Source organism: Candidatus Pantoea multigeneris (assembly GCF_011752615.1).
Taxonomy (GTDB): domain Bacteria; phylum Pseudomonadota; class Gammaproteobacteria; order Enterobacterales; family Enterobacteriaceae; genus Pantoea; species Pantoea multigeneris.
Window position 1 is genome coordinate 206,733 of record NZ_VWXF01000005.1, and the last position, 17,693, is coordinate 224,425.

Annotated in this window: 12 protein-coding genes; 3 read left to right on the plus strand and 9 right to left on the minus strand. The window is 52.0% G+C overall.

The features are described from left to right. Window positions 1–850 precede the first annotated feature (850 nt). Complete coding sequence (locus F3J40_RS13730; protein ID WP_167015431.1) at window positions 851–6,376, plus strand: glutamate synthase-related protein; 5,526 nt, start codon at window positions 851–853, stop codon at window positions 6,374–6,376. 64 nt (window positions 6,377–6,440) lie between these two features. Next, the gene (locus F3J40_RS13735; RefSeq protein WP_167015433.1) at window positions 6,441–8,195 is read left to right on the plus strand and encodes a sulfite reductase subunit alpha; all 1,755 of its coding nucleotides are present in this window, start codon (window positions 6,441–6,443) and stop codon (window positions 8,193–8,195) included. A gap of 59 nt (window positions 8,196–8,254) precedes the next feature. Here F3J40_RS13735 and F3J40_RS13740 read toward each other — a convergent pair whose 3' ends face one another. The 7 genes from F3J40_RS13740 to F3J40_RS13770 form a co-directional block, all read right to left on the minus strand. Next, window positions 8,255–8,590, minus strand: coding sequence for a YmdA family protein (locus F3J40_RS13740; protein WP_167015435.1), 336 nt, complete (start codon window positions 8,588–8,590; stop codon window positions 8,255–8,257). 404 nt (window positions 8,591–8,994) lie between these two features. After that, on the minus strand, window positions 8,995–10,026 hold the full coding sequence (locus F3J40_RS13745) for a fimbrial protein (protein WP_167015437.1): 1,032 nt from the start codon (window positions 10,024–10,026) through the stop codon (window positions 8,995–8,997). Window positions 10,027–10,050: 24 nt separating this feature from the next. Continuing rightward, window positions 10,051–12,609, minus strand: a complete 2,559-nt coding sequence (locus F3J40_RS13750) for a fimbria/pilus outer membrane usher protein (RefSeq protein ID WP_240155464.1) — start codon at window positions 12,607–12,609, stop codon at window positions 10,051–10,053. A 74-nt stretch (window positions 12,610–12,683) separates the two neighbouring features. Then, window positions 12,684–13,367, minus strand: coding sequence for a fimbrial biogenesis chaperone (locus tag F3J40_RS13755; RefSeq protein WP_167015441.1), 684 nt, complete (start codon window positions 13,365–13,367; stop codon window positions 12,684–12,686). A 52-nt stretch (window positions 13,368–13,419) separates the two neighbouring features. Further along, window positions 13,420–13,959: a fimbrial protein gene (locus tag F3J40_RS13760; protein ID WP_017349574.1), complete on the minus strand. Its 540-nt coding sequence runs from the start codon at window positions 13,957–13,959 to the stop codon at window positions 13,420–13,422. Window positions 13,960–14,319: 360 nt separating this feature from the next. Then, entirely contained in the window at window positions 14,320–15,030 is a 711-nt protein-coding gene (locus F3J40_RS13765) for a PilZ domain-containing protein (RefSeq protein ID WP_167015443.1), read from the minus strand. A 60-nt stretch (window positions 15,031–15,090) separates the two neighbouring features. Further along, on the minus strand, window positions 15,091–15,339 hold the full coding sequence (locus F3J40_RS13770; protein WP_167015445.1) for a hypothetical protein: 249 nt from the start codon (window positions 15,337–15,339) through the stop codon (window positions 15,091–15,093). Between the two features lie 463 nt (window positions 15,340–15,802). On the opposite strand from F3J40_RS13770, the gene F3J40_RS13775 reads away from it, so the two are divergent. Further along, window positions 15,803–16,156, plus strand: a complete 354-nt coding sequence (locus F3J40_RS13775; RefSeq protein ID WP_167015447.1) for a hypothetical protein — start codon at window positions 15,803–15,805, stop codon at window positions 16,154–16,156. A gap of 137 nt (window positions 16,157–16,293) precedes the next feature. Here F3J40_RS13775 and sspB read toward each other — a convergent pair whose 3' ends face one another. Both sspB and sspA read right to left on the minus strand, forming a co-directional pair. Beyond that, the gene (sspB, locus tag F3J40_RS13780; protein ID WP_017349569.1) at window positions 16,294–16,776 is read right to left on the minus strand and encodes a ClpXP protease specificity-enhancing factor; all 483 of its coding nucleotides are present in this window, start codon (window positions 16,774–16,776) and stop codon (window positions 16,294–16,296) included. A 5-nt stretch (window positions 16,777–16,781) separates the two neighbouring features. Then, window positions 16,782–17,414 (minus strand): stringent starvation protein SspA, encoded by a 633-nt coding sequence (gene sspA, locus F3J40_RS13785; protein WP_017349568.1) that lies wholly within the window; start codon window positions 17,412–17,414, stop codon window positions 16,782–16,784. Window positions 17,415–17,693 lie beyond the last annotated feature (279 nt).

The window sequence follows — 17,693 nt, forward strand, 5'->3', positions numbered from 1 at the left end:
CCCTCTGCCGCATCAGAGAGTGAGAAGCGATGAAAAACTGCGCTGTTCCATGGCGGAGCAAATCGAGGTGCTATCAAGGTGCAGTGACGGCGTTTAAGCTGTGATCTGCTTCAAATCCTTAACAGTTTTCCGGTTTTGAATAGACCACCTGCTGCTCTTTTTTGGTGCAGCAGGCGCCAAAGGCGCTACGGCGGCACCTGGCGCAGGGTATATCCCTTCAATCGCCCGAACGTATTGAATATAAATTCATGAAAAGTTGCATTCATATGCAAAAATATCGTGATTAATTTTGCTAATCTGCCCGTCGAAATGATTCAAATGTTGCGACATAAGAAAAACAGATACATCCAGTGTAACAAATGAATCATCCAGCATTTAATGCTGCCAAATAGGTAATTCAAAGCATCCAAGGCCGATTTACCCCCCTTCCCACAGTGATAGCATGTGCAATCCCACCTCGCTTGTAAGGCCTATGCTTATTGTGATTTTTGTTTAATTTAATAATAAATTCATGAAGTTAACCTTGTTTTCATGCTATTAGCTGGACAAGGCTCGATATTTGACCTGCGTGTGCTTTCCCGATACTTTGGAATTCCGCTGGATACGTTCCCAACGGGACAGCGTCTCGGCATATCTATGCAGAATATGAAGACTCCCTCGTGATATCACTTCACGCCGCTTATGCACTCAGCCACCTGAGAACAGTTCATACAAGGATGTAAGGTCCTGGGATGAAACGCTCAGGAAATCGGCGTCTGAGTGACTAAGTCAGGAAAGGCCCCTTCGCTGCGCGCTGTGCCCTAAAAAAATAAGCAGGTAATGTCAAAAGAGCAGTTTTAAGGAGGCCCACATGTCCACTCAAAAACCGTACCCATACGGCTTATACGATCCCGCCCAGCAGAGCGATAGCTGTGGTGTTGGTTTTATTACCCGTAAAGATGGCGAACAGACCCATGAGATTCTGGCGATGGCGCACAGTGCGCTGTGTACCGTTCCTCACCGTGGAGGGATGTCTGCCGAGGGCGTAGGTGACGGTGCCGGTGTGAACGTGGACCTCTCACTGAACTTCTTCCGCAAAGTAACGGGGCAGCCGCTGGAAGCTGGCCGTTTCGGTGTGGGCAACTTCTTTGTGCCAAAAGACGCAGAGCTGCGCGCTAACGCTGAGCGTCTGGTGGAAGATACGCTGGCCACTTATGGCCTTGAAGTGCTGATGAAGCGCGACCTGCCGCTGGATAACAGCGTCACTCGCCCAGCGGCTGCGCAGTTCCAGCTGCCTATCGCACAGTGGATCTTTGCTGCGCCACAGGGCGTTAGCGATCAGACCGAATTCGAAAAAGTTATCTATCGCGCGCTGTTGGATATTGAAGCCCGTGCCTTTACTGACAGCAGCTACGGCGGCCTGTATCCGCTCTCTCTGTCTTCACGCACTCAGGTATTCAAAGCGCGTCTGAACTCTAATGAAGTGATCCCTTACTTCAAAGACCTGACCGATGAAGACCATCAGGTACGCGGTCTGTTCTTCCACACCCGTTTCTCGACCAACACCGACCCGCACACCACCATGGCGCAGCCGTTCCGCCTGATGGCGCACAACGGTGAGTTGAACACCGACCGTAAAAACCGCATTGCCGAAGCGGCCCTGATGCTGGCTCGCGGCAAAACCATTGTGCGTCCGAAAGGCCAGTCTGACAGTTCGCGTCTGGACCAGAGCATCCACAGCCGTCTGATGGAAGACAATCTCGATCTGATCACCGCTGTGGTATCTATGATGCCGCCAGCGTGGGAAAACGATGAGTTCCTGTCAGAAGAAGTGCGCGCGATGCTGGAGTACTTCTCGCTGTACGAAGAGAAAAACGATGGCCCAGCGGCACTGATCTTTGGTAACGGTGAAGTGATTGGCGCACGTCTGGACCGTCTTGGTCTGCGCCCACTGCGTTCCGTTGAAACCGCTGACTATATCGGTGCGATGTCCGAAGCCGGTCAGATCGCCTTCCCACCGGAGAGCGTACTGCGTCGTGGCCGTATCGAAGCGGGCGGTATGCTGTACTGGGATCACAAAGAACAACGCAGCTACACCACGCACGAAGCGCTGGAAAAACTGGCTGCGGTAAAAGATTACAAAGCGCTGCTGCGTGCAGCACGCGTTGACCTGAAAGAGCTGCCAACCGTACCGGCTGAGAAGCTGGGCTCACCGCTGCGCTACAGTGGTGACCTGAAAACGTACCAGCGGTTTGTGGCGTACTACTACAACCAGGAAAGCTTCAAATTCATGATGGACCCGATGCTGGCAACCGGTGCAGAGAAAATCTCTGCCATGGGTTACGGCAATGCGATTAACGGCCTGTCCGATCATGAAGGTGGCGTTGCTCACTACTTCTCACAGCGTTTTGCTCAGGTCACCAACCCACCGCTGGACTCCATCCGCGAAGTGGACGGTATGACCCTGCGCGTTGCGCTGGGCGCGAAGCCGCACCTTGGCCGCAGCAAAGGCAAACAAATTGTTGTGCCAACCCCAATCCTGACGCATCTGGATATGCTGCAACTGCGTGAGCAGGATGTCGCGCCTTATCAGCGTTTCGATATGCTGTACACGCCAGTCATTGGTACTGACAGCATCAGCCGCGCCGCGAATGAAAACGCGCTGGAGCAGGCGATCGATGACCTGGCTCAGCAAGTGGTGGATTTCGCCCGTGAACAAGGCGGTATTGCGGTACTGACTGACCGCCACATCTCTTCCAGCCGTGCCGGTATGCCAATGCTGCTGGTGGTTTCTGCCATCAACCAGCGTCTGGTACAGGAAGGCCTGCGTCTGGATGTTTCCCTGGTGGTTGAGAGCGGACAGAGCATCTCTTCCCACCATATCGCTGCGGCACTGGGCTTTGGTGCTTCTGCTATCTATCCGCTGGGCGTACAGATGCGTGCGGAAGAGAAGTACGGTGAAGGCGAAGAAGGCAACAAAGCGTTTAAACGCTATGCCAAAGCCGCAGAAAAAGCATTGATGAAAACCATGGGTAAAGTGGGTCTCTGTACGGTTGAGAGCTACACCTGTGGTGAATTCTTCGAGCCGAACTTCCTTAACACCGAAGATCGCGTGCTGAAGAAATATTTCCCGAATATCAAAACGCCAGTGGGCGGTGCGGGCTTCGCGACCATCGCACAGATGGCGCACGACTGGCACCAGAGCGCCCTGAGAATCCAGGGTGAGTCTGAAGTGCCCTTGCTCGGCCTGTTCAAAGAACGTGCCGAAGGCGCGGGTCACTCTTACGGCACCATTGCAGTACGTACCTTTATCGATATGACCGAGCAGCCGATCCGCTTTGCGGAGAAGCCACAGGAAGAAGATAACTTCATCCGCCTGCTGACGCTGTCTAAGCTGGAAAGCGCGCTGAACATCAAAGCCGCAGCCTTCACGAAAACCAGCTTCGAGCGCATCCCGGATGACGTGATCAACAATTTCCAGATCACCGCCGACTACCGCCAGTTCTCCAGCCTGATGCTGGAAGAGCGTAAGCGTCGTCCAGCGGCACTGCGTGACATCCTCGCGTTCCCGGCAGATCTGACGCCAGTGGACAGCGAAGCAGAATTTGCTCGCAAACTGGGTCGCTACTCGCTGGTGAACAACGGCTATGCCATTCGTGGCCTCTCTTGCGAGAGCAGCAGCGAAGGTGAGTTTGTCCTGCGTCTGAGCAACACCCTGTCAGGCCTGAAACCTCAGTCCGACCGTCTGGCAGCGCTGGCTCGTGCGCTGCAAGGCCGTTTCAATGAAGCTATCAGCCAGGCAGAAGTGGTAGATGAAACCCTGCGTATCAGCGCTACTGGTAAAGCGGCAGATTACCTGTCACGCATCTTTACGGCTCAGCCTTCTATCGAACTGAGCGAAGTACAGCCAGCGTGCGAAATCACCCGCACCTTTGCTTCTGGTGCTATGAGCCACGGTGCTCTGGTAGCCCCAGCGCATGAAGCTGTTGCGCACGGAACCAACATGGTTGGCGGCATGAGTAACTGTGGTGAAGGCGGTGAACACTACTCCCGTCATGGCACCATCCGCGCTTCACGTATCAAACAGTTAGCTTCTGGTCGCTTCGGCGTCTGGGCGGCCTATCTCGCCGACCCGATGCTGGAAGAGCTGGAGATCAAAATCGGTCAAGGTGCAAAACCGGGTGAAGGCGGTCAGTTGCCTGCGCCGAAGGTAACGGTTGAGATCGCCGCAGCGCGTGGCGGTACGCCGGGTGTTGAGCTGGTTTCTCCACCGCCGCACCACGACACTTACTCTATCGAAGATCTGGCGCAGCTGATCCACGACTGTAAAGCAGCACGCGTGCGCGTTATCGTTAAACTGGTTTCTTCTGAAGGTATCGGTACGATCGCTGTCGGCGTAGCAAAAGCGGGCGCGGATGTTATCAACGTAGCCGGTAACACCGGGGGCACGGGTGCGGCTTCCGTTACCAGCCTGAAATACACCGGTCGTGTGGCGGAAATCGGTATTGCGGAAGTACACCAGGCACTGTGTGCTAATGGCCTGCGCGATAAAGTTCTGCTGCGCTGCTCTGGCGCACAGCAGACCGGTAGCGATGTGATCAAATCTGCCCTATTGGGTGGTGATAGCTTCGAATTCGGTACCACTGCGCTGATGATGCTGAAGTGCGTCATGGCGAAAAACTGTAACGTGAAATGCCCGGCCGGTCTGACCACCAATGCCGAAGCCTTTGATGGTGACCCACGCCAGTTGGCGCAGTACTTCATCAACGTTGCTCAGGAAGTGCGTGAGATTCTGGCTCGTCTTGGCCTGCGTTCTCTGCGTGAAGCGCGTGGACGCTCTGACCTGCTGCACCTGATGGAACACCCGCTGGAAGTGGGCAAACTCGACTTCCGCGCAATGTTAACCGTGGTGCCAGAAGTCAAAATCCACAATCCGGTCTATCTGGAAAAAGATTTCGAGCTGGACAACGCCTGGGTTGAAGAACTCAACAACGCCTGGCATCTCAACGCGAACGCGCCAGTTCAACTGGGCAATGGCGTAGCGCTGAACAACCGTAACAAGAGTGTTGGTGGCCAGTTGGCTATCGATATCGAACGCGTACTGAACTACAAGCTTTCTGCTGAGCAAGTGGCTGCGCATCCGGCCGTGTTGCAGGATGACCGTGGTCGCCGTTACCTGGCACCGCGCAGCGTGAACGTCTCTACTACCGGTTCTGCGGGCCAGTCTTTCGGTGCCTTCTGTAACGATGGTATGCAGATGAAGCACAGCGGTACCTGTAACGATGGCGTAGGTAAAGGCCAGTGTGGCGGGGAAATCCTGGTGCTGTCCCCGGGCGGTGGCTCACAAGAGAGCGATGGCAACGTACTGATCGGCAACTTCGCCTTGTTCGGTGCCACCGGTGGACGCCTGTTTGTTCAGGGTCAAGCCGGTGACCGCTTCGCGGTGCGTAACTCTGGTGCGACTGCCGTAGTGGAAGGCGTGGGTGATTTCTGCTGCGAATATATGACCAACGGTGCAGTACTGAACCTTGGCAGCTTTGGTAAAGGTTTCGGTAACGGGATGAGCGGTGGCTTCGCCTACCAGTATGACCCGTACCACAAACTGGCTAGCCTGGCATCGGTGGATTCCGTGTTGTTTGGTGCTATCACCGATGACAACGAAATGGCGCGCGTCCACAAAGAAGCGGTCTTCACCATGCTGAACTGGCACGTTGAAGCGACCCAGTCACCGCGTGCAGCCTGGTTGCTGGAGCACTGGGAAACCGAGTGCCACAACTTCGCCTACGTGATGCCACGTTCACTGTTGCTGTATCAAGACAGCGCAGAGATCCTGAAAGCGAAAGCGCGTAAAGATCTGCTGGAAGAGCTGTCTACGGCACTGGCGACCCATCAGGTCACCAAGTTCAAAGCCGCATGGCGCAGTGGTAAAACCATCGCTAACGGTGCAGTACCTGCCTATGGCGCAACGGATACGCCAGAGATGTTTGTACTGCTGAACAACTACACCGTGCTGAGCTTCGCACAGCAACTGGCGCTGACCAAACTGCCGAAAGGCACTGCGGTTGATGGCCCTGAAGTTGAAAAAGCGGTACGCAACTTGCTGATGACAGAAGACTTCTCGTTGATCAGCAAATTACAGCGCCATGCGCGTTCAGCGATTGAAGGCTACAGCGATGATGAACTGGCCAGCCTGATCGCCAACAAGCGTATGACCGATTATAAAGCGGCATTGACGCAGCGTAATATTCGCTCGATGGACAGCCTGGCAACCTATGGCTGGATCATTTATCAGGATGCTTCAAACCGTGAAGTACTGGGTAAACTGCCTGATTTCGAAGAGCTGTTCGCCCGCGCTGCACTGCCGGAAATCGCTGCTGCTGTCGGAAAATTGTCCTGACAGCAGGCAGGAAGCATGTGAATATTGACTGAATAAGACGAACGGGATTGAGCACAGAAAACTGATGAAAATACCTTATATTCCTGAAGACGCCCCTTTTAATGGCGAGCAGAAGTACTGGCTGGCAGGTTTCCTCGCTGGACTGCATTCACGCTTACTGGTACTCGAAGACAAACAAACTGCCGCAGCGCCTGGCGCTGCTGCCCAGACCCAGCTGCACATCCTGTTTGGTTCACAAACCGGTAATGCAGAAGCTCTGGCACAGAGTGCAGCCAAAGTTGCCCGTTCGAAAGGTCTGGTGCCGGTTATCTCGGCACTGGACGATGTCGATATGGATGTGTTCGCCACCATGCGCCACGTCCTGATCGTCACCTCTACTTATGGCGAAGGCGAAATGCCAGACAACGCCCAGCTGTTCTGGCAGGCGCTGTCCGCCAGCACCGCGCCGCGTCTGGAGCAGATGCACTTTGCCATTCTTGCTATTGGCGATACCGGCTATGACGGTTTCTGCCAGGCAGGTAAATTCTTTGATATGCGTCTGGAGCAGTTGGGTGCGAAGCGCCTGACCGATCGTATCGATTGCGACATCGATTTCGAACAGCCTTCCAGCGACTGGATCAACGCGACCATGCCGCAGTTTGCCGCAAATGCGGGCAGCAACGGCCCAGCGTTGGATAACCAGCCAGAAGCGCCTGTCATCCCAGGCAGCAACAAACAAAACCCGCTGGCGACTGCGATGCCAGTGAACAAGCGCCTTTCTGGTGAGCAATCTGGCAAAGACATTCGCCACTTTGAATTCGACATCAGCGGTAGCGGCCTGACCTATGAAGCGGGTGATGCGCTGGGCGTGTTCCCGGTTAACGATCCGGATCTGGTACAGCTGCTGCTGACCCAGCTGAAGGGCGAATATGACACGCCGGTGCCGGGCTTCGAACGTAATCTCGGCGACCTGCTGACCTATCAGTTCGAGATTTCAGAGCCATCACGCAAGTTGATCGACTGGGTGGGACAGAACACCACCAACCAGGAACTGCGTCATATTTTACAGCACGACGACAAAGATACGCTGGGCGTATGGTTGTGGGGCAAAGATACCCTTGATCTGCTGCAACTGGATCTGACCCGCACGCTGAGCGTGCCAGAGTTTGTCGCGATGCTGCGTCCGCTGCAACACCGTGCTTACTCCATCTCTTCCAGCTCGAAAGCGCATCCAAACCGCGTCCATCTGACCGTAGCGGCCGTGCGCTTCCACAGCGGTGGTCGTGAACGTAGCGGCGTGTGCTCCACCTATATGTCGGACCGTATCGGTCGTGGCGATCAGCCTGCGATCTTTATCTCACCGAACAAGAGCTTCCGTGCCCCTGCCAGCGGCGATGCGCCACTGATCATGGTTGGCCCTGGCACAGGTATCGCTCCGTTCCGTGCCTTCCTGCAAGAGCGTGAAGCCACGGGCGCAAAAGGCAAAAACTGGTTGTTCTTCGGCGATCAGCATCAGGAACATGACTTCATCTATAACGATGAACTGGCAGCCTGGCAGGAAAGCGGTTTACTGACCCGTCTTGATTTAGCGTTCTCACGCGATCAGGAGAAAAAGATCTACGTACAGACGCGCATGCTGGAACAAGGTGCTGAGCTGTGGGCATGGCTGGAAGAAGGCGGTCACTTCTATGTGTGTGGTGATGCTTCACGCATGGCTAAAGACGTTGATCGTGCCCTGTTCGAGGTGGTGAGCAAGTTTGGTGGTCTGTCTGCGGAGAGCGCAGCAGCCTACATCGATCAGCTGAAGAAAGAGAAACGTTACCTGCGTGACGTTTATTAATCGCCTTCAGTGAGTGAAAAGCCGGTAACCGCAAGGGAGCCGGCTTTTTTTATGCCGGTTTAACGGTAGCTGACGGTGAGAATGCCTTCACGCTGGCTGCTGTCCAGCCAGGCCAGCTGAGCCTGGGTGCGATTATCGTTGAAAGCCAGTGCGGAGGTTGTACTGACCTTTAACGCCCGCTGCTGGAACTGCCCCTGCTGATAGCAGTTACTGGCAACCGTCGCCTGATCGACGTTGATACGGCAAGCCGGTTCATAAATCTCCCCGCTAAAAGCCACCCGTCCGCTGGAGACCACACCAAAACGCTCCTCTGCCGTTGCCTGCTGCATGACGCCCGCCAGCAGTAATGCGGCAACCAGTCCTGACTTTGCAATAACCCGAACAGATATCGTCATGTTGTGTTCCTCTCTCAATCATCAGGGGCGGCCCTGTGTTAAATCGAGCATACAACAAGATTTTTCCGATTGAGAACACACTTATGAACAATTAGCAGATGTTTATTTCTATTGTTTACTGACAATTAATTTATAAAAACGATCAATGATATATTGACGAAGTTATCGCAAATAAAAACCATAAATTCAGGACATAAGACAAATCTGGCAGATGAATCACCTGGCAATAAATCTACACTCGCCTGATGACAGAATGGCGAAAAAGGCGAATTTGTTGGCAGGAGGCAAAGTTGAGAGGGTGATGGGATAAAAATGCAGCGATCCAGCGAGTGAATTTCCGCCAGACAATGAGCTATTCGTGCTACTGCACTCAAGCCCGGCTTTCAGGCTTGAGTGCAATACGTTTATTTGAATGTCACATCTACGTTGGCTGAGGCGTTGAATGTGCCAATGGCCGGGGAGCTGTTGATCCAGCGCAGGCTAGCGACAAAATCATTCTGCACCACTTGTCCGTTGGCATAGCCCAGCAGCGTGCTGGTGTTAAACGGAATAAAGCTGGTCGGCGCGGAGGCCGGGGAGATAGAGATACCAAAACCGCTGCTGCTGGTCGGCATCAGCATATCAGTGCCACTGGTGGGATACGTGGTGCTGAAACTCGCCATCAGCGTCTGTCCCTGGCAATCCTGGCCGGTGCCCGTCAGGTTAGCGACTACCGAGAACGGCACCTGTTTTTCTGTTACCCCAGCCACTGCATTGCTGGCGCGAATCGTGCCGAAATTCACGATCGAGCCGTTGTTCCCTGCCACGCTGATCTGTGGCTGGCAGGAGATAAACCGAATGTTCCCGAGCCCCGTGATATAGGCGCGGAAGTTGCTGTTTGGCGTGCTGTTCAGACCCAGGACGCCATCCACCTGGAATACGGCATACTTTCCATTGTTTGCGATGCGACCGCTGGCTGGCGGTGCGCTGCCGGTGGCTTTGATAAACACCGAATAGCTAACCGTGACCGTGAGAGAACGCGCAGGTGAAGCACAGCCAAAGCCCGAGCGGCGGCAAGAAGTGCCTGGTCCAACATCGTTACGCTGCCCCGGAATTAAGGTGATGTTGACGCTGTTATACGTCACGCCGACCTGAATAGAGGGGTCGATGCTTCTGAGTTCACTTTGCGGGTCCCAGTAGAGATAGGCATCTTCTCCGCCAGGGTAGTTGTTGGTATCAGAGCATTTAAACGTCGAGGTGTAGTTCTGTGAACGCCACAAGATCGTCCCGGCCTGGAGCGTCGCGGTTGAGACCTGAATGTCTTTATCAATATTGATCAGCTGCGACAGGCTCCCGGTGGAAGCCTCCACGCAGGAGAGCGCCCAGGTCAGCGGGGAAAACAGGCAAAAAACCAGGCCCACCAGGGTAATAACCAGATATTTAAATTTTTTTAGCAACGCGGATACCTCGACTTCATCCTGTTAATTTTGCTGGCAAACCAGCGTTAATTCCTTATATCCCGCTGTGCTCGCTTTGAGCTCAGGTAGCGTAATCTGGCAGCTCTCCCCTTTTACGTCTCCCCATTTCACCAGCAGCGACTCTTCACTCTTCACACCCGCGACGAAGGTATCGCCGTTGGTACCGACGGTGCCAATATTGCTGCCTGCCGCGTTGAAGACTGAGGCTCCAATCATCGGCACATCCCCTTTGCTGAGATGCGCATGAATCAGCACACTCTGCCCGCTGCGGGTGTCAAAGGTGACGCGACTGATTGCACCGTAAGTCGGGACCACATCTTTCGCGGCCGAAGGAATATCCAGCCCGGCACCAATATCTTCAGTGCGCAATGCCACGCGGTTATGGCGATACGGTGTGGCGGAGTTCATCACTGCATAGCCAAAGTGGTCAATCGAAACCCCAGGCTGGTTCTCCAGACGTACGCCCTGCGCACCTTTGGCTTCCACTAACACCACGGTGTTTTGTAATGGCTGGCTCAGCGTGACACCACCGCTGTGGGCTAAAGCGCCGCCTGCCAGATTCAGCGAGGTCTGCTGGTAATTGCCACTCCAGGTGTAGCCCAGCTCCGCTGTGCCCATGCTGCCCATGTAGCTCAGATCCGCCGTGCTGGTTTGTCCTGATCCGCTGGCGTGGCCGCTCTGCAAGTAGTAGTTCAGGCGGTTGTCATCCAGCGCGCTGCCCGAGATGCCGGTGTTGTAGCTGTCACCGCTCTGTTTGCTGTGCGTCATATTCAGGCTTACGTTCATCGGGTGATGCTCAAAGGCGCTGAACGGTATGCTGACGGTCAGGGTGGCGCTACGTTCGCTCTGGCCATAGTTGCTACGGCTATCCTGCACGTAGAGACCATAGCTGACATCGTGCCAGGTACTGTTGATCCCGGTCTGAATGGTACGATCGCGATTCTCAGTACCCCAATAGGTCTGATTGGTCACGCTGGTGTACAGCGTGAACGGGCCAACGTGCTGGTTGAGTGTGATCTCCAGCCGCTGACGTTTGTTGTTATAGGTGCTGGTGTAGTAATACTTATGCTGATTCTGCGCCCAGGCTGGCACACCGGTTTCCGTGTCGTCGGTATCCGTATATTGATTACGATACTGACCATTCTCGTAGTCGGCGCGTTCTGCCACCATATCGCTGAAGTCGTAATAACCGGAGGTCGAGTAGCGATAACCGGCAATTTGCAATTCCGTTCCCAGGGTGTTCAGGGATTTTGAGTAGAGAAAACGGAAGCTCTCCCCCTGCTTGTCATCACCGTTGGCCAGTGACGTCTTCGCCCAGGCTGCATCAAACGAGAGTGCCCCAAACATGCCAAGGTTTTTACCTATCCCCACCACCGCAGAGCTGTAGTGATCTGCCAGCAGCACGCCACCGTAGGGCGTCATCTCATGGCCGATACCCCGGGACAGCGTGCCCTGTACAAAGCGCGGATGATAGTTAGTGGAACCATCCACATACTTACCCGCCGTCAACGCATAATCCCAGATCCCCTCACGCAACATGTTGGTCACCGAGGAGTAAGGCACCGTGAAGTGCTGCTGCGAGCCATCGGCTTCGTTGACCGTGACCTGTAAATCACCGCTCAGAGTGCTGGGATAGATGTCCGTCAGCGAGAACGGGCCAGGGGCGACGTTGGTGCTGTAAACGGTATAGCCATTCTGCCGCACATCTACGCGAGCGTTGGTTCTTGCCACACCGCGCACCACTGGCGCATAGCCACGCAGGCTATCTGGCAAGATGTCGGTAACGCTGGAGATTTGCGCGCCACGGAACTGGAAGCTATCAAACACCGCATTATCGGTGCTGCTCTGGCCGAGCAGCAGGCGGGAACGCCACGGAACAATATCGGTTTCCGCCCAAGTGGAAATAGACTGCCAGCGACTCCCGGCATCACTTTGCTGCTGCCAGGTCGAGTTATTACGCAAGCGCCAACGGCCCAGGTTGAGGCCATTGTTAGTCGAGAGATAATAATAACGGGTATCGCCATTCGCCCCACTGGCGCGAGTGCGATAATCGGAACCGCTAAAATTATAATTGACGAAAGCCGCATTAATGCCGTTATCGTAGACGCGGGGCGAAATTTCCCCTTTAGGCTGCGCCTGCATAAAGATCTGCGGTACTGAAATATCGACTCGCTGTACGCCAGCATCATAAGTCAGTGATGCGCCTTTGATGGCCTGGGTTAAATCAACACAGTCATCCTTAGCATCGATATCATTCAGTTGCACACCGTAGGAAAATAATTCCTGCGCGGAAATGCACGGGCGAATAGGTAATTCCGGATCAACTTTACGAAATTCAACATCACGGTGATCGACACGCTGTTCATTCACGTAAATATCGAACGGGTAACGTCCAGGCAGAATATCATCGCTGGCAGAGAGTTCGTTGACGATAGAAGCATCGCCATGAATAAAGGAGGTATTGAATTTTTCTTCTGCACAGGCCAGCGTGCTGCTACAAAGCGAGACGGTAATAGCAATAATTTTCAGTGGCAGAATAAAATCAGCATGTTTTACCAACATGCTTTTATTCCACTGCGCTGCTTTCACCATGATCCGTCTCGCAATAAATGATTCTGGCCTGTTGCATTTAGCAATTACAGGCGAGCGTCAGTCCCTGAGGAATTTCCACCAAAATCATTGATATAGGTGAACTGTACTTTGCTTGCGCTCTCGGAACCTGCTGGCAGATGAATCACAGCCTTATCAAAGGCTTTCACCATATCTGCGTTCACATCCCAGGTTTTACCCGCGCTATTTTTCAATTTCACTACGCCTAAAGTGACGTTAAGCGGGCCAGCATTCTCGATCACCAGGTTATTATTTTCCCGGTGCCATTTCAGCTTGTCAGCCTGCTGTGCCAGGGTGGTATTCAAACCTTCCGGGCGATAGAACAATTTTACTCGGGTGCGTACCGCGATCTGTAAGACATTTTCCTGCTTCGGTGCCGGTGGAATTTCCTGCACATTGACCCAGAAAACAGATTCACGATCCTGCGGTAAGCCGGTGCCAGAATAAATAAAGCGTAAAATCGCCTCTTTTTTTCCTGCCACTTTCAGGACGGGCGGAACCACCTGAATAGGAATATTTTTTGGTACCTGGCGTGCATCTCCGTTATCCAACCATGTCTGCACCATATAAGTGTCAGGCTGGTCGTTGCGGATATCTAATGAAGCCGATTTCGCGTTACCATTGTAAATCACGCGGGTTTCGTCCACCTGAATACCAGCAACGGCATTCACGGAGACGGAGATTAACAGTGCAGCCAGTAATTTTTTCATTCATCAACTCTTCTTTGAAGACGCCGTCCCTGGCATCTACAGGGATCAGACGTTATTTGTATTCAATGGTGAAGTTAGCGTTTGCATTCGCGTCACCTGCAGTCACCGCTGAAGCGTATGACTTATAGCGTGCTTTCAGGTTGAAAGTCGCAGTGCCGGTGGCGTTTTTCGAATCGGTGCTGTTATTGGTAATCGCTACCCACGGCGTTGTGCTATCTGCAGTCTGGTTAATTGGCAGTACGTTCTGCGCGTTATCCAGGATCTCGATACCTACGCCAGTTGCTGCGCTAACAGACAACAGGTTTGGGCTACCTGCAACGGTTGGGCCGTCAAAACGCAGGGTGTAGTTACCGGTTTCACAGTTGGTCAGGTTAATGGTGAAGGCTTTAGAAGCCGTCACATCACCGATTTTGGTGAAGGCACTGGTAGGGTATTTACCAATGAAAACCTGTTTGTTTTGATCGCCAGAACTCACGCTACAGGTTGAGTTCACGATGCTACCTGTGAAGGCTACTGTACCGTTGGATGCGTGTGCATTCATTGCCAGTAAGCTCAGTCCAATTGAAACCATCGGCAGCAGAATTTTTTTCATTTTTATCTCCAGAAGGGGAAGCAGTCGTTCAGTTTTAATAAGAATTTCCCCCTCCACGCACCCCTGTTACGCTTGCAGGCCATGCTGCATTTGCGTCCATGTGGTTAGGAAAACTCTTAATTCGCAGCGACTATACCGGGCTACCTTCTGGTGAATGATTGGTAATAACTTTCGTTTTCTTTACATGAATCATTAAAAACGATGAAACATAGGTGTTTTTTGTAAGTCAAATTTCGACATTATTGCGTCTTTCCCCCCGGTATGGGGGCCATCTGGACGCAGTAAAACACCACTAAGCCAAATTTTATCTTTTAAATTCAATGAGTAATTAAAAACACTTACCTAAAACCCTAACGGAAATTAACGTAAGCGTTTGGTACGTTTCAGGTCAAGAATCAACTCCATGACCACCTCTTCCATCTTGCGTACAAACGCTGGCGAAGGTTTCGCAAACATGCAGGAGAGCGTATGCCAGCTCACGGTTTGCCCCTCATCATCAATATGCGTCAGCGCTTTCATGTTTAACAGATTGAGATCAACCGGCCATGTGCCAAACTTGCCGAGATAAATGGTCATGTTTTTCAATAACATGCCATTGCGAGTGAGAGTGGGGAGCGGCTGGGTACATTGCAGCTGTAGCCCATGCGCAGAGAGATCTTTTATCGCGAAGGTGTAGTTAAAACCGTCTCTGAAACGCCCTTCACAACGGAAGCCGTAGTAGTCAGGCACGGTAATACGCATACTCTGACGGCGCTGGATAACGACAATTTCCTCAGGAAAACCATAAACCAGATGGCCAGCTTGCTGGTCAACGCTTTGCAACTGCGCATTAAACTCAATTTTTTCGCCAGAACCTTTGATGACCATGGGCAGAAACTCGCTGATGGCAGAAAGCTCTTCCATCCACGCCACGTGAAAGCCATTTAAATCGACCTGGAGAAACGGGCAGCTCAGAATTTTGTCATCATAGGCGATCTCAATATGGCCGCTTTTTTTTCTGGCTTCCCGCATCATGGCGAGAATTTCGAAACGGTCTTGTTTGGTAATTTCCTTATAAAGTGTATTTTCCATCGAGAGTGAAAGTCCTTATCGCAAGCTGTGTTTAATTTGGGTTTTTTAAGAAAACAATATTTACATTTTAATCCAGGGGATGGCTGCAATGATCTGGCTGCCACACGCTGCCGTCTGAACTCTTCTCACACACAGTGAATGAAACTCACTGCTGTGATGCATCTGACTTTTTGCCTTGCTATGTAAATATAAAAATCGGGGAATTTGTTTTGTAAAAACACATCCCTCTAAAATGGGCACTTCATCACTGCCGCGATGAAAAATCGCAGCAACGTTTTCCGGTGCTTTTTTCCTTTCCCACAGACGCAAGGTGCCTAACGCACCAGAAATGACACTTAAAAAAACCTGTCATAACACACTGTTTTTATTAGTTATTTTTTCAAGTAAATTTGGTGCGCCGTTATCCTACAATAAAATTAAACATGAGTCCAGAAAGGTCTTATGGTCACCAATTGAACGCTTTTTTAAGCGCAAATGCTGTGAGAAAAATGCACAAGTCATCATGATTTATTTAACAGCTCATCTGTTTTAACCGCGCATAAAAGCCCTGAGCACTGACAAAACCTCATTAACCTTATTTTTAGCATGGTCATTTTATTGCTGCGCTTAACTATTTTTCCCGGTTCGTTTTCAGGCTGCATCTGAAAAAAACCATCCCCCTTTACAGAAAAATGTTAAGAAAGAATAAAGATTGACAGCACGAAATGTTAAATAACATTCCGATATTTTCTGCGTAAAATCATCGCTCACAAAAAATGGAATTTTAATAACAATGAAAACTAAAATCGTTGTACTGGCACTTGTCAGTACTGCTTTCTGCTGCGCGGCATTTTATCTCTGGACAAGCAACACCCGCGCAGAAAAGGATGTGTTAGCCTGCCAGCACATGACGGTTGATGATGCTGATAATATCGTAGTCAATGATTTACTCAGCAATGCACCGGCAGAGGTGTTCAATAAGTCTCGCGTGACCATTGGCTCCATTTATATAGAAAAATCAGATATTTACACCATGAATCAGCGCTATTATATCGTGCCATTCTCGCTAACAGGACAGGCTTCTGGTCAGTATCAGGCCACTTTTAGTTGCTCTGATACGCAAAATATTCGCTACTCATCGCGTTAAATAAGGGCGTTAATCAGGGATTAAAAATCACAAGACGTGAAGAATGACGCGAGGGAAATAAGATGTGGAAAAAAAAGATTCGAACTTAAAATAAAAAAACCGGCTACTGAAGATTAGCAACCGGTTAATTGAAGCGCTTATTTTACTACGCGCAATGCTGGACGGCCGCCACGTGGTGGTGGCTCATCATCAGGCGATGAATCGTCTTCTGCATCATCTGGTCGGTTACCTTCAATGACTGACATCACCGTCTCTTCCGGGCTGTCATTCGTCACTTCGGCACCTTCTTCGTAAGCGGGCTCAGGTTCAAACATCGTCCCTGCTCCATTCTCACGCGCATAGATAGCCAGCACTGCCGCCATAGGTACGACGACCTGGCGAGGTACACCGCCAAAGCGGGCGTTGAATTCAACGACGTCATTACCCAGTTCGAGATTGCCTACTGCGCGAGGAGCAATGTTCAGGACAATTTGCCCGTCACGTGCATACTCCAGCGGCACCTCGACACCTGGTAGATGGATATCCACCACCAGATGAGGCGTTAACTGATTGTCGAGCAGCCAGTCATAAAAAGCCCGTAGCAGATAAGGACGACGGGCAGTCAGTTGCGACATTTCCATGACAATTAGCTCAGGCGCATTTCACGTTCAGCTTCGGTCAACGAAGCCAGGAAGGAATCACGCTCAAAGACGCGAGTCATGTAGCCTTTCAGCTCTTTAGCACCAGCGCCTGTCAGTTCAACACCCAGCTGGCTCAAACGCCACAGCAGCGGTGCAAGGTAGCAATCTACCAGGCTGAACTCTTCGCTCATGAAGAAAGGCGTACGTGAGAACAGCGGTGCAATTGCCAGCAGCTCTTCACGCAACTGTTTGCGCGCAGCATCAGCTTCAGCAGCATTGCCTTGTTCAATCTTCTTCATCAGGCTGTACCAGTCCTGCTCGACGCGATGCATCATCAGGCGGCTTTCACCACGAGCAACCGGATAAACCGGCATCAGAGGTGGATGTGGGAAGCGCTCATCAAGGTATTCCATGATGATACGAGATTCATACAGCGTCAGTTCACGGTCTACCAGCGTTGGTACAGTACCATACGGGTTGAGGTCGATCAGATCCTGCGGCAGGTTATCCATTTCAACCTGTTCAATCTCCACGCTCACTCCCTTCTCAGCCAGCACAATGCGCACCTGATGACTGAAGATGTCAGTAGGACCGGAAAACAGCGTCATTACCGAACGTTTGTTGGCAGCGACAGCCATGAAAACCTCCAAGTTTGTTCACAAAAAAATACTGCGAATAGCCAACCACACGGCGACTCACCTGCTGAACCATCTGGCACTCTTACCTACCGTTCCGGTTGCCAACCGTCAGAATAATCTTTAGTCAGCAAAATAACGGTGGTAGCGAGCACAAAGTTGCAGAGAGTCTACCAGATTTTAGACACCTTGTGGGGGGCCATCGTGAGAATTGTGGGTAATTTACGTGCAGCACAGGCGTTTTCTCTACCATACGCCTGTTTTTCAGAGCTACCTTGAATT